Source organism: Mycobacterium sp. PSTR-4-N, from assembly GCF_022348085.1.
Lineage (GTDB): Bacteria > Actinomycetota > Actinomycetes > Mycobacteriales > Mycobacteriaceae > Mycobacterium.
The window spans coordinates 15,499-29,179 of record NZ_JAKRFN010000037.1 but is presented as its reverse complement, the minus strand read 5'-3'; the positions used below and the strand labels follow the sequence as shown (position 1 = coordinate 29,179).

General features: G+C 69.7%; 11 protein-coding genes. 4 read left to right on the top strand and 7 right to left on the bottom strand.

Features of this window, described 5'->3' with window-relative positions:
* A partial coding sequence (locus MHN84_RS28875) for an alanine and proline-rich secreted protein Apa (protein ID WP_241207900.1) occupies positions 1–786 on the top strand: 786 nt, incomplete at its 5' end.
* A 199-nt stretch (positions 787–985) separates the two neighbouring features.
* Positions 986–1,255 carry a GlsB/YeaQ/YmgE family stress response membrane protein gene (locus MHN84_RS28870; RefSeq protein ID WP_241207902.1) on the top strand — a complete coding sequence of 90 codons (270 nt, stop codon included), beginning with the start codon at positions 986–988 and terminating at the stop codon, positions 1,253–1,255.
* Between the two features lie 26 nt (positions 1,256–1,281).
* Here MHN84_RS28870 and MHN84_RS28865 read toward each other — a convergent pair whose 3' ends face one another.
* Both MHN84_RS28865 and MHN84_RS28860 read right to left on the bottom strand, forming a co-directional pair.
* The gene (locus tag MHN84_RS28865) at positions 1,282–2,049 is read right to left on the bottom strand and encodes a lysostaphin resistance A-like protein (protein WP_374238441.1); all 768 of its coding nucleotides are present in this window, start codon (positions 2,047–2,049) and stop codon (positions 1,282–1,284) included.
* 42 nt (positions 2,050–2,091) lie between these two features.
* The gene (locus MHN84_RS28860) at positions 2,092–4,551 is read right to left on the bottom strand and encodes a phosphoketolase (RefSeq protein WP_241207899.1); all 2,460 of its coding nucleotides are present in this window, start codon (positions 4,549–4,551) and stop codon (positions 2,092–2,094) included.
* A gap of 114 nt (positions 4,552–4,665) precedes the next feature.
* Between MHN84_RS28860 and MHN84_RS28855 the strand changes: the two genes are divergently transcribed.
* Positions 4,666–7,005: a CoA transferase gene (locus MHN84_RS28855; RefSeq protein ID WP_241207898.1), complete on the top strand. Its 2,340-nt coding sequence runs from the start codon at positions 4,666–4,668 to the stop codon at positions 7,003–7,005.
* A gap of 3 nt (positions 7,006–7,008) precedes the next feature.
* A complete protein-coding gene (locus tag MHN84_RS28850; protein ID WP_241207897.1) occupies positions 7,009–8,484 on the top strand; it encodes an acetyl-CoA acetyltransferase in 1,476 nt (491 codons plus the stop codon).
* Here the strand turns inward: MHN84_RS28850 and MHN84_RS28845 are convergent, their stop codons facing one another.
* The 5 genes from MHN84_RS28845 to lon form a co-directional block, all read right to left on the bottom strand.
* On the bottom strand, positions 8,485–9,483 hold the full coding sequence (locus tag MHN84_RS28845) for a malate dehydrogenase (protein WP_241207896.1): 999 nt from the start codon (positions 9,481–9,483) through the stop codon (positions 8,485–8,487).
* Positions 9,484–9,485: 2 nt separating this feature from the next.
* Positions 9,486–10,082: a hypothetical protein gene (locus MHN84_RS28840; RefSeq protein ID WP_241207895.1), complete on the bottom strand. Its 597-nt coding sequence runs from the start codon at positions 10,080–10,082 to the stop codon at positions 9,486–9,488.
* Between the two features lie 134 nt (positions 10,083–10,216).
* Positions 10,217–10,861: an endonuclease gene (locus tag MHN84_RS28835; protein WP_241207894.1), complete on the bottom strand. Its 645-nt coding sequence runs from the start codon at positions 10,859–10,861 to the stop codon at positions 10,217–10,219.
* Between the two features lie 37 nt (positions 10,862–10,898).
* Entirely contained in the window at positions 10,899–11,231 is a 333-nt protein-coding gene (locus MHN84_RS28830; RefSeq protein WP_241207893.1) for a TfoX/Sxy family protein, read from the bottom strand.
* A 105-nt stretch (positions 11,232–11,336) separates the two neighbouring features.
* Positions 11,337–13,661, bottom strand: a complete 2,325-nt coding sequence (lon, locus tag MHN84_RS28825) for an endopeptidase La (protein ID WP_241207892.1) — start codon at positions 13,659–13,661, stop codon at positions 11,337–11,339.
* Positions 13,662–13,681: the final 20 nt, after the last annotated feature.

Below are 13,681 nucleotides of genomic sequence, written 5' to 3'. Positions count from 1 at the left end.
GATCCGAACGCGCCTGCGCCTGCCCCCGCACCCCCGGCCGATCCCAACGCACCGGCGCCGGCGCCGGCCGATCCCAACGCCCCGGCCCCCGCCCCGCCGCCCGCTCCGGAACCGGGTCGGGTGGACAACGCCGCCGGCGGCTTCAGCTACGTCGTACCCGCCGGCTGGAAGGTGGCCGACGCGGCCTCGCTGTCCTACGGGCAGGCTCTGCTGAACAAGCTGCCGCCGGCCGGGTCCCCGCCGGACACCCCGGCCCCGAACGACACCAGCATCCTGCTCGGCCGTCTCGACCTGAAGCTGTTCGCCGGCGCCGAGACCGACAACACCAAGGCCGCACAGCGCCTGGCCTCGGACATGGGCGAGTTCTTCATGCCCTTCCCCGGGACTCGCATCAACCAGCAGACCGTGCCGCTCAACGCGAACGGCATGACCGGTGTCGCGTCGTCCTACGAGGTCAAGTTCACCGACACCAACAAGCCGAACGGGCAGATCTGGGCCGGCGTGGTCGGCGCCCCGACGGCGCCGGGCACCCCGCGCGGTCAGCGCGCCCCCGAACGGTGGTTCGTGGTGTGGCTGGGTACCGCCACCAACCCGATTCCGCAGGCCGAGGCCGTCGCGCTGGCGAACTCGATCCGGCCCTGGACGCCCCCGCCTCCGCCGCCGCCGGCGGATCCGGGCGCCCCGCCGCCGCCTGCCGATCCGAACGCGCCGCCGCCGCGTCCGGCTGTCGGCCAGCCGGTGCCCGTCGACCCGAACACCGCGCCGGGGATGCTGCCGCCCGCCTGATTCACCCCGATCGTGTCCGATCCTGTCGACTGATCGTTACCTGCCGGGGCTATACCGGAGTCAGGCCCGTTTGCGACCGCAACCGGGCCTGGCTGACGAGATGGTCGTGCGGTGAGCATCCGTTCGAAGGTTCTGAGAGAGTTCGTGCGGCCGATGTCCTCAGCCGGTTACATACCTGCCAGAAGGAGGACACATGGGCATCGGAGAACTCATCGGGCTGATCATCTTCGGCGCCGTGATCGGGGCGCTCGCGCGGCTGGTCATTCCCGGTAAACAGGCGATGGGGTGGATCGTCACGATCGTCATCGGCATCGCGGGCGCACTCATCGGCTATTGGCTCTGGGGCATGATCGCGAGGCCCGGCAACGCGAACACCAGCGGTATCGACTGGATTCGTTGGGCCATCAGCATCGCAGCCGCTGTAGTCCTGACACTCGGCTACACCGCGCTGACGCGGTCCAAGCGGTAGGGCTGCGCTGGGGTCGCCCGCCGCGTCTAACTGAGGTGCCAGACCAGCGCCGCGGCGAGCGCACCCAGCCCGTTGAGCGACCAGTGCAGGGCGATCGGCGCGATCAGGCTGCCGCTGCGCCGGCGCAGCCACGTGAACACGAAACCGGCTGCCGCCGTGGCGATGACGGCGCCGACGACGCCGGCGATCATGCCGAACGGTCCGCCGCCCAGGATGCGGGTGAACCCGACGTTGCTGGCGGTCAGCCCCAGCGAGGTGGCGATGTGCCACAGGCCGAACAGCAGGGAGCCTGCGGCGGCGACGCCCCGGAAGCCCCACGCGCGGTCCAGCGCGCCGTGCAGAACGCCTCGGAATGCGAGTTCCTCGGGGATCACGGTCTGCAGCGGAATGATGATCATCGACGCGAGAAGCGCCCCCGACAGCGTCGCGTAGTGGTTGTTGAGGAACATCGGCCGGGTCCAGGGCAGCAGCGCGCCGATGGCGATCACGAGGCCGACCACCGCGACCGCGCCCAGCGCATAGCCGGCGCCCGACCGCCAGTGTTCGCGCCCCAACCCGAGTTCGTGCCAGCCCAGCCCGCGTGAGCGCACCAGCGCGACCAGGCCCACGGCGGCGATCGGTACCACGGCCACGTTGGCCCACGGGGTGGTGAAGTGCGCGATCAGGTTGGTCACCGCGAGCACGACCACGACGACGCCGACGTCGACGTAGGCGCGGGCGTGGTGCAACGCCGCCAGCTGTTCCACCAGAGGGTGGGGCTCAGGAGACGCACTGGCGCCGGTCATCACCGTCATAACCGGCTCAGAATACCGAAGCCGGCGATCACCGCAGGTCAGCTACTCGTTGTCGCCCCCGGTGTCGGTGTCGGCGCCTGCGGTGCCGAACCCGGACTCACGGGCCGCGGGCCACACCCAGTCCTTGACCTCGCCGATGTCGTCGCCGTAGGCGCGGGTGTACTCCCGGGCGGCGATCCGCCTGTCCGCCATCTGCTGGCGCAGCGTCGCGCACCGAGGCCCGAGCGAGGGCACCCGATCGATGACGTCCATCACCAGGTGATAGCGATCCAAGTCGTTGAGCATCACCATGTCGAACGGTGTCGTGGTGGTGCCTTCCTCCTTGTAGCCGCGCACGTGCAGATTCGCGTGGCCCGTCCGCCGATAGGTCAGCCGGTGGATCAGCCACGGGTAGCCGTGATAGGCGAAGATGATCGGCCGGTCGGTGGTGAAGATCATGTCGAAGTCACGCGTGGACAACCCGTGCGGGTGCTCGGTGTCGTCCTGCAACCGCATCAGGTCGACGACGTTGACGAACCGCACCTTCAGCTCCGGCAGGTGTTGACGCAGGATGTCGGCGGCTGCCAGCGCCTCCAGCGTCGGGATGTCGCCTGCGGCCGCCAGCACCACGTCGGGCTCGGTGCCCAGCTCCTCGCTTCCGGCCCACTCCCAGATACCGAGGCCGCGCGTGCAGTGCGCGATCGCCTGCTCCATCGTCAGGTAGGTGGGGGAGGGCTGCTTGCCTGCGACCACGACGTTGACGTACTGACGTGAGCGCAGGCAGTGGTCGTAGGTGGACAGCAGGGTGTTGGCGTCCGGGGGCAGGTAGACGCGCACCACATGGGCGCTCTTGTTGACGACGTGGTCGATGAAGCCGGGGTCCTGGTGGGAGAACCCGTTGTGGTCCTGGCGCCAGACATGGCTGGAAAGAAGGTAGTTCAAGCTCGCGATGGGTCGGCGCCACGGGATCTTGTCGGTGACCTTGAGCCATTTGGCGTGCTGGTTGAGCATCGAGTCGACGATGTGGATGAACGCCTCGTAGCAGTTGAACAGGCCGTGGCGGCCGGTCAGGAGGTAACCCTCGAGCCAGCCCTGGCACTGGTGTTCGGAGAGCATCTCGACGACCCGCCCGACGCGCGCCAGGTGCTCGTCGACCTCGGGGCCGGCCAGCTCGGCGTTCCACTGCTTGTCGGTGGCGTCGTAGACGGCCTGCAGCCGGTTCGACGCGGTCTCGTCGGGGCCGAAGATGCGGAAGTTCTCCGGGTTGAGCCGGATCACCTCGGTGAGCCAGCCGCCCAGAACGCGGGTGGCCTCGGCGACGGTCGCGCCGGGTGCGGGCACGTCGACAGCGAACGATCGGAAGTCGGGCAGTCGCAGATCCTTCAGGAGCAGGCCGCCGTTGGTGTGCGGGTTGGCGCTCATCCGCAGCGGGCCCTCAGGCGCCAGCGCGGCGATGTCGTCGTGCAACCGGCCGTCGTCGTCGAACAGTTCCTCGGCGCGGTAGGAGGCCAGCCAGTCCGCGAGGACGGCGAGGTGTTCGGCGGTGTCGCGCGCGCTGGCCAGCGGAACCTGATGCGCGCGCCAGGAGCCGGTCGTCTTCTTGCCGTCGATCGTCTCGGGTCCCGTCCACCCCTTGGGGGTGCGGAAGACGATCATGGGCCAGGCCGGCCGCGAATCGTCGCCGTCGGCGGCGCGGGCCTTGATGGCGGCGATCTCGTCGAGGACGTCGTCGAGCAGGGTCGCGAAACGACGGTGCGCATCGGCGTGCTCGCCGGCGTTCTCGTCGGTCACCTCGAAGAAGTGCGGCCGATGCCCGTAACCGACCAGGAGGCTGCGCAATTCGTCCTCGGGGATGCGGGCGAGCACGGTCGGGTTGGCGATCTTGTAACCGTTGAGGTGCAGGATCGGCAGCACGACGCCGTCGTGCGCGGGGTTGGCGAGTTTGTTGGAGTGCCAGCTGGTCGCCAGCGGACCGGTCTCGGCCTCGCCGTCGCCGACGACCGCGGCCACCAGCAGATCGGGATTGTCGAACGCCGCCCCGTAGGCATGCGACAGTGCGTAACCCAGCTCGCCGCCCTCGTGGATGGAGCCGGGAGTCTCCGGCGCGACGTGGGACGGGATACCGCCGGGGAAGGAGAACTGCCGGAACAGGCGCCGCATCCCCTCGGCGTCGGCGGTGATGTCCGAGTAGATCTCGCTGTAGGTGCCGTCGAGGTAGGCGTTGGCCACCAGGCCGGGACCGCCGTGACCGGGGCCGGTCAGGTAGATCGTGGACTGTCCCCGCTCGGCGATCACCCGGTTGAGGTGGGCGTAGAGAAAGTTCAACCCGGGAGTGGTGCCCCAGTGTCCGAGCAGGCGCGGCTTGACGTTCTCGCTCGCCAACGGGGTCCGCAACAGCGGGTTGTCCAAGAGGTAGATCTGGCCGACCGACAGATAGTTCGCGGCGCGCCACCAGCGATCCAGCCTCGCCACCGTCTCGTCGCTGATCGGCTGCCGGTCCACGGTCGTCCAGGCTGTCGTCATGATCCCCTTCCAACATCCTCATCTAACTAGGCATCGGCAGACCGTCAACCCCTACCCGATGAGCGGCGGGTTAATCTTTCCGCCGACGGGCACCACAGGAGGGCGGCACCATCGATGGGCGAGGCGGGACTGCTGACGTCCGTGCGCGTGCTCGATCTGGCCGGCGGTGAGGGCGACGGCGTCGGCCGGATTCTCGCCGATCTGGGCGCCGATGTGCTGAAGGTGGAGCCGCCCGGCGGCGCCCCGGCACGGTCGGCGCGGCCGACGATCAACGGCGCGGGAATCGGTTTCGCCATCGACAACGCCAACAAACGGTGCACGACGCTCGATCCGGTTGATGGTGATCGGTTGATCGAGCTCGCCGCGAGCGCCGACATCCTGATCGACAGTGGAAACCCCGGCGGCGCAACGCTGTTCGGGACATCAGCGCTCGAGTTGGCCGATCGGTTCGCCCATCTGGTCGTGCTGTCGATCACCGACTTCGGCCTGACCGGGCCGCGGGCGTGCTGGCAGGGCAACGATGCGGTGTTCTACGCGCTCTCCTCGGCACTGTCTCGGACGGGGCCGACCACCGGTACGCCCGTGCTGCCACCCATCGGCATCGGGTCGGCGACGGGCACGGTGCAGGCGGCGTGGGCGGTGCTCGCCGCCTACTACGACCGGACCCGCAGTGGCCGAGGAGATTTCATCGATTTCTCGCGGTTCGAAGCGGTTCTGCAGGCGCTCGATCCGCCGTACGGGTCCGAAGGCCAGGCGGCCGTCGGGCTCAAGCCGCCGACCGCGTTGTGGCGGGGGCGGCCCCGCAACCAGCAGATCTACCCCATCTTCGGATGCCGTGACGGCCATGTCCGCATCTGCCTGCTGTCCCCGCGGCAGTGGCGCGGCATGCGCGCGTGGCTGGGTGAGCCGCCGCGCTTCGCCGGCCCAATGTTCGACACGATCGCCGCCCGGTACGCAGCCTCGGCAGAGCTCAACGAAACGATCGCCGCGCTGTTCTCCCCACAGTCGATGGATGAACTCGTCGCGCAGGGCCGGGACCGCGGTGTGCCCATCGCGGCGGTCCGGACCCCCGCAGAAGCGTTGCAAGCAGACCACTTTCATCTCACCGGCGCGTTGAGCGAGGTGGCGCTGACCCCGGACGCGATGCTGACCATTCCCGTCGGTCCTGTCGTCGTCGACGGTGAGCGCGCCGGATTCCGCGTCCCGGCACCGGATGTCGCGACCGACGAGCCCGCGTGGACGCTGCCCGCCAATTCCGATACGCCGACGACACCAGCGCCGACGTATCCGCTCGAGGGGCTGAGGATCCTGGATCTCGGCGTGATCGTCGCGGGAGGTGAACTGGGCCGGCTGTTCGCCGACCTCGGCGCCGAGGTCATCAAGATCGAGAGCGCCGCCTATCCGGACGGGTTGCGGCAGGCCCCGGCCGGAATGCCGCTGAGCCGGTCGTGGGCGCTGACCCATCGCAACGAGTACAGCCTCGGACTGGATCTGCGGGACCGTCAGGGTGCGGAACTGTTCGCCCGTCTGGTCGCCACCTCCGACGCGGTGTTCGCCAACTTCAAGCCGGGAACCCTTGCCGCACTTGGCTTTCCGTTCGAGCGGTTGCGCGAGCTCAACCCCGACATCGTGCTGGCCGAGAGCAGCGCCTACGGCGATCACGGGCCCTGGAGCGCCCAGATGGGGTACGGACCGCTGGTCCGTGCCTCCACCGGCATCACCCGGTTGTGGACGTCCTCGGACGCTCCGCCCGGCGAGTTCTTCGATGCCACGACGATCTTTCCCGACCACGTGGTGGGCAGGCTGACCGCTGTCGCGGCCCTGGCCGCACTCGTCCGTCGGAACCGCGACGGCCGCGGCGCGCACGTCCACCTGTCGCAGGCCGAGGTGGCCGTCAACCAGCTGGCGGACCGCTACATCACCGAATCAGCCCGTGCCGCAGGCTTTTCCGTCGTCGACGACGACACCGTGCACGCAGTCTGTCCGTGCGCCGGCGACGACGAGTGGTGCGTGATCTCGGTGCCGAGTGGCGGCGCCGAACGGGCGGCGCTGGAATCCGTCGTGGCCGAAAAGTTGCCCGGCGAGCGGGCGGCGCTGATCGCGGCGCTCGCGGCGTGGACGTCCCAGCGTGACAAGCTCGAGGTCGCCGAGCTCTTGCAGCGCCACGGGGTGCCTGCCGCGCCGATGAACCGCGCAGCGGATGTGCCCGACGATCCCCAGGTGCTGCACCGCCAGGTGTTCACCGAGCTGGTTCATCCGCTGCTCGAGCAACCGATTCCCACCGAGACGGCGCCGGCTCCCTATCGCCGCATTCCCCGTGCCCCACTGCGTCCGGCACCGATGCCGGGCGAGCACACCCGTCAGATCTGCACCCGCGTGCTCGGCCTGACCGCTGAGCGCGTCGATGCGTTGTTGGCCGCAGGTGTGCTGTTCGACCATCACCAGGAAGGTTGACCCATGTCCCTCGACCCCAGAACGCCCGTGCTGGTCGGCTACGGCCAGGTCAACCAGCACACCGAGAACGCGAGCGTCGAACCCGTCGACCTGATGGTCGCGGCGGCGCGGGAGGCCGCCGATCCGCGGACACTGGCAGCCGTCGACGCGGTCCGGGTGGTCAACCTGCTCTCGTGGCGCTATCGCGACGCCGGGCTCCTCGTCGCACAACGGATCGGCGCCGAGAAGGCCGCCACCCGCTACACCGGGATCGGCGGCAACGTGCCGCAGACGCTGGTCAACCTCGCCTGCCTGGACATCCAGCAGGGCCGCGCCGACGTGGTGCTGATCGCCGGCGCCGAGACGTGGCGCACCAAGACGAAGATGCGCGCCGCCGGCGCCAAGGCGGACTGGACGAAGCAGGACGACACAGTGCCGCTGGCACCCGGCTCGGACGAGGTCATGCCGATGGCCGGCCCGGGCGATCTGAAGATCCACCTGGACCGTCCGTCCTATGTGTACCCGATGTTCGAGCAGGCGCTCCGCATCGCGGCGGGGGAGTCCGACGACGCGCACCGCAGGCGTATCGGCGCGCTGTGGGCGCAGTTCTCGGCCGTGGCAGCGAAGAATCCGCACGCGTGGAACCGACAGGCCTACACCGCCGAGGAGATCTACGAGCCGTCGGCGCAGAACCGGATGATCAGCTGGCCCTACACCAAGCTGATGAACTCCAACAACATGGTCGACCAGGGCGCGGTGCTGATCGTGGCGTCCGCGGAGAAGGCGCAGTATCTCCAGATCCCGCGTGAGCGTTGGGTTTTCCCGTACGCGGGCACCGACGCTCATGACACCTACGCCATCGGGGAACGCGCAGAGTTCCACACCTCACCGGCGATCAGGATCGCGGGCCGGCGCGCACTCGAACTGGCGGGCACCGGCGTCGAGGAGATGGACCTCATCGACGTGTACTCGTGCTTCCCGTCGGCCGTCCAGGTCGCGGCGACCGAACTCGGCTTGCCGGTCGGCGATCCCAGCAGGCCGTTGACCGTCACCGGCGGGCTGACGTTCGCCGGGGGACCGTGGAACAACTACGTCACGCACTCCATCGCGACGATGGCCGAGCAACTCGCCGCCAACCCCGGGACGCGGGGGTTGATCACCGCCAACGGCGGCTATCTCACCAAGCACAGTTTCGGCGTGTACGGCACCGAGCCCCCGCACCACGAATTCCGTTGGGAGAACGTGCAGGACGCTGTCGATCGGGAGCCGACCCGCACCGAGCTGGTCGATTGGACCGGAATCGGCACGGTGGAGACGTGGACGACGCCGTTCGACCGCGACGGCGTTCCGGAGAAGGCGTTCCTGGCGGTACGCACCCCGAACGAAGACCGGGTGCTGGCGGTCATGCCCGACGCCGAGGCGGCCCGGACCACGGTCACCGACGACATCGCCGGTGCGGCCGTGCGCGTGCACGCCGACGGCACCGCGACACTGGAGTGACTACAGCAGTCCGAGCGCGGCCACCGCGTCGCGTTCAGCCCGCAGCTCGGCGATCGATGCGTCGATTCTGCTGCGCGAGAACGGATTGATGTCCAGCCCCTCGACGATCTCCCAACGCCCGTCGACCGATCGGCACGGGAAGGAACACACCAGCCCCTCGTCGATGCCGTAGGCACCGGGGGACGGCAGGGCCACCGACGTCCAGTCTCCGTCGGGGGTGCCGTGGATCCAGTCGTCGATGTGATCGATGGCGCCGTTGGCCGCCGAGGCCGCTGAGCTGGCGCCGCGCGCTTCGATGATCGCGGTGCCACGCCGGGCCACCGTCGGAATGAAATCGTCGGTGAGCCAACGGGTGTCGGCGGCGTAGTCGGCGCCGGCGCGGCCGCCGACGATCGCGTGGAAGATGTCGGGGTACTGCGTGGGTGAGTGGTTGCCCCAGATCGTCATCCGGCGGATCTCGGTGACGGGCACGCCCGCGTGCCGGGCCATCGCGGCGACGGCGCGGTTGTGGTCGAGGCGGGTCAGCGCGGTGAAACGCTCGGCGGGGATGTCGGGAGCGTGCGCCGCCGCGACGAGCGCGTTGGTGTTGGCGGGGTTGCCGACGACCAGCACGCGGACATCGGCTGCCGCGCCAGCGCCCAACGCCCGGCCCGCGGTCGCGAAGATCGCCGCGTTGGCGCCCAGCAGATCGGCGCGCTCCATGCCCTTGGTGCGCGGCCTCGCGCCGATCAGCAGCGCGACGTTGACCCCGTCGAACGCGCGCACCGGATCGTCGTGGATCTCGGTGGCCGCGAGCAGGGGGAAGGCGCCGTCGTCGAGCTCCATGACCACGCCCTCGGCGGCGCGCACGGCGTCGGGCAGCTCGAGCAGACGCAACACCACGGGAGTGTCGTGGCCGAGCATCGCCCCGGCGGCGATGCGGAACAGCGCGGCGTAGCCGATCTGGCCGGCGGCTCCGGTGACGGTCACGGTGACGGGAGCTGGCATGGCCTTGACCATAGTCAGGACGCAGCGGCGGGTACGTCGGTGTAGGCGGTGGTGAAACCGTCGGCGGAGAACGTGAAGCCTTTGCCCGACAATTCCGAGAGGCAGGACACGCCGGACGCTTCCTGCACATTGCACCGGAATCCGGCCACGGCCAGGATGCGGTTGAACGGCAGCTCCGGCGGATCGTCGACCGCGGATGCGGGCAGCGCGGCGAACCGGGGGTCGGCGGTGCGCTCGACCAGGATCGCGGTCGGGGTGGACGGCTCGCCGTCCGCGTCGGGCACGTCGTCGGGAGCCCCGGTGATGCCGATCGCGCTGGCGGTGCCGCCGGATTTGCCGCACGAGGCCTGCGTGCGCGGTGTGATCTCGCACTGCCAACGTCCGCTGGGCGTGGTGAAGGCGTAGACCGTGCCGCCGGCGGGATCACGGGTGGCGTAGGCGAAGGCGTTGGCCAGGTGGGCATTGCTCGGCCGCGTGGTTTCCGGAGCAGGGGGTGGTGCGGCGGCGGGCGGCGCGACGGTGTCGTCGGTGGTGACGACGGTGGGTCCGGTGCAGGCGGCGACCGACAGCGCCAGGGCTGCCGCCCCGCAGAGTCGCGTGATCACAGACATATCGGTGCACCAGCATGCCACCCCGGTTGTCCCGCGAGCTTGGGGTACCTCCCGCTCGCGAGCGCGCGGGTCTGTACGCCGACACGCGCGCGAGTCCGTGATTTCGCGCGCGCTCGCGCGGTCGCGAGTGCGCGTCAGCTCATCAGCGCGTCACGCACACTGCGGTCCAGCGACACCCGCACCAGCGCCGCCGCCAGCGGTGCGCACGCACCGTCGGCCAGACGCGCCAGTTCGTCGGGGTCGTCGGGCAGGCCGAGCTCCTTCGCCGCGCCGAGAGCGCGCGGGTCGAAGTAGGGCCGCACCCAGGTCCACACGTCCTGGATCTCCCTCAGGAAGATGTCCGCGCCGGTGTCACCGATGCCGGTGAACTCCTCGAGCAGCTTCTTGGCGGCGCTGACGTCGCCGTCTGCGCGGTCAGCCAGCCCGCGCAGATCGCCGTGATAGTCCTCGTTGACCGCGGTCGCGATCTGGGTGAGACGGGTGGCGGAGCTCTCGTCGTAGCGGGCGTACCCGGCGCGGCCGAAGGCGTCGATGACGGTTTTCCGCTCGGCCGCGAGCACGGAGTCGGGCGTGCGGATCTTCTCTTTGAAGAGCTCCCGCGCGGCACGCATCGCGATGTTCGCGTCAATCGGTTTGCTCGCCAGCATGCACAGCACCAGCAGCTCGAACAGCGGCATGGGCTTGTCGGCCGGCGTGATTCCGGCCTGCTCGGCATAGGTGCCGCCGGCCTCCGAGAGAAGGCGGCGCACGGTGTCTTTTTGGCCGTCGTTGTTGCTCACCGCCGTCGGCTACCCGCGGCGCACCGCACGGAACCTTCTATTTGGCGGGCAGGCTGACGGCGTAGTCGACGCCGCGGCGGACCCAACCGCGCAAGGCGGCGTCGCCCGTCACCCCGTCGGCGCTCACCCGTACCCAGCCGCGGGTCGCTCGGCCCGACATGACCATCGGCTCGACGTGCTCGTCGGCGAGCAACGCCTCTGTCTCCTCCGGCGGCACCCGCACCATCAGCCCGCCCTTGCCGCTCACGCAGACCGCCATGTTGCCGCCCACCAGAAAGGCCAAGCCACCGAACATCGGCTTCTCGTCGACGCCACGGTGCGCCGCCACCAGTTCGCGGACCCGCTCGGCGAGATCGGTGTCGTACGCCATGGCGGCAACGCTAATGGCACAACCCGCACCGTGAGACGCAACGAGCGCGCGCATCTGCACGTGACACGCCGGTCACCTGTGCACAGACACGCGCGCTCGCGCAGACTAGGCCGCGACCGTGGCAGCCTCGGCCGCCGGCTCGAGAGCCAGCGCGACGATGTCGGCCACGTCCGTCATCGGGCGGACGTCCAGCGCGTCGAGCACCTCGGCCGGCACGTCGTCCAGATCCGGCTCGTTGCGCTGCGGGATGAACACCGTCGAGAGCCCGGCCCGCTGCGCGGCCAGCAGCTTCTGCTTGACCCCGCCGATCGGCAGCACCCGCCCGTTCAGCGTCACCTCACCGGTCATGCCGACATCGGAGCGCACGTTGCGTCCGGTCGCCATCGACACCAGCGCGGTCACCATCGTGACACCGGCCGACGGGCCGTCCTTGGGCACCGCGCCCGCGGGCACGTGCACGTGGATGCGGCGGTCCAGCGCTGCCGGGTCGACGCCCAACTCGGCGGCGTGGGCACGCACGTAGGACAGCGCGATCTGCGCCGACTCCTTCATCACGTCGCCCAGCTGACCGGTCAGCGCCAGCCCCGGCTCACCCTCGGTGGAGCCGGCCTCGATGTAGAGGACGTCGCCACCGAGACCCGTCACGGCCAATCCCGTCGCGACACCCGGCACCGCGGTACGCTCGGCCGATTCCGGCGTGAAGCGCGGACGGCCAAGGTAAGCAACGAGATCCGGCTCATCGATGATGAGGCTCGTGACCCCACCCGCCGCCAGCTTCGTCGTGGCCTTGCGCATCGCCTTGGCCAGCAACCGCTCGAACTGGCGGACGCCCGGCTCGCGGGTGTAGTCCGCGGCGATCTTGTGCAGTGCCTCGTCGGTGACGGTCACCTCGTCGACAGTCAGCGCGGCACGCTCGGCCTGCCTGGGCAGCAGGTAGTTCCGGGCGATGGCCACCTTGTCGTCGGCGGTGTACCCGTCGATCTGCACCAGCTCCATGCGGTCCAGCAGCGCCTGCGGGATGTTCTCGATGACGTTGGCCGTCGCCAGGAACACCACATCGGAGAGGTCCAGATCCAGATCCAGGTAGTGGTCGCGGAACGTGTGGTTCTGCGCCGGATCGAGCACCTCCAGCAGCGCGGCCGACGGATCGCCGCGGTAATCCGAGCCGACCTTGTCGATTTCGTCCAGCAGCACAACGGGATTCATCGATCCCGCCTCGCCGATGGCACGCACGATGCGGCCGGGCAGCGCGCCCACATAGGTGCGGCGATGTCCGCGGATCTCGGCCTCGTCCCGCACGCCGCCCAACGCGACGCGCACGAACTTGCGGCCCAGCGCCCGCGCGACGGACTCACCCAGTGACGTCTTGCCGACACCGGGAGGGCCGGCCAGCACCATCACCGCGCCGGAGCCGCGGCCGCCGACGACAGCCATGCCGCGCTGGGCGCGACGGGCCCGCACGGCCAGGTACTCCACGATGCGGTCCTTCACGTCGTCCAGACCGTGGTGGTCGGCGTCCAGGATGCCGCGCGCCGCAGCGAGATCGGTCGAATCCTCGGTCGTGACGTTCCACGGCAGGTCCAGCACGGTGTCCAACCACGTCCGGATCCAGCCGCCCTCGGGGCTCTGGTCACTCGAGCGTTCCAGCTTGCCGACCTCGCGCAGCGCGGCCTCGCGCACCTTCTCCGGCAGCTCGGCCGCTTCGACGCGGGCCCGGTAATCGTCGGACCCTTCGGGCTCACCCTCGCCGAGCTCCTTGCGGATCGCGGCCAGTTGCTGGCGCAGCAGGAATTCCTTCTGCTGCTTGTCCATCCCGGCGCGCACGTCTTCGGCGATCTTGTCGTTGACCTCGGTCTCGGCCAGATGATCGCCCGTCCAGCCGATCAGCAACCGCAGCCGGGCGGCCACGTCCTCGGTCTCGAGCAGTTCCCGCTTCTCCGTGTCCGACAGATAGGACGCGTAGCCGGCCGTGTCGGCCAGCGCCGACGGGTCGGTGATCTTGTTGACCACGTCGACGATCTGCCAGGCCTCCCGGCGCTGCAGCATCGCCAGCAGCAGCTTCTTGTATTCGGCAGCCAGCGCGCGGGTCTCGTCGGTGATCTCGGGGTCGGCGACCTCGTCGACCGTGACCCACAGGGCGGTGCCGGGGCCGGTGGCGCCGGTACCGATGTGGGCACGCTTCTCACCGCGCACCACCGCGGCCGCACCGCCGCCGGGCACGCGACCGACCTGCACGATCGACGCCAGCACACCGTAGGTGGGGTAGCGATCGTCGAGCCGCGGCGCGATCAGCAGCTTGCCGGTCTGGCTTGCCTGGGCCGCGTCGACCGCGGCCCGGGCGGCGTCATCGAGCTCGATCGGCACCACCATTCCGGGCAGCACGATCGGCTCGCTGACGAACAAGACCGGGACTTGCAAGGCTTCAGCCATCAATCCTCCAAAGTTGAATC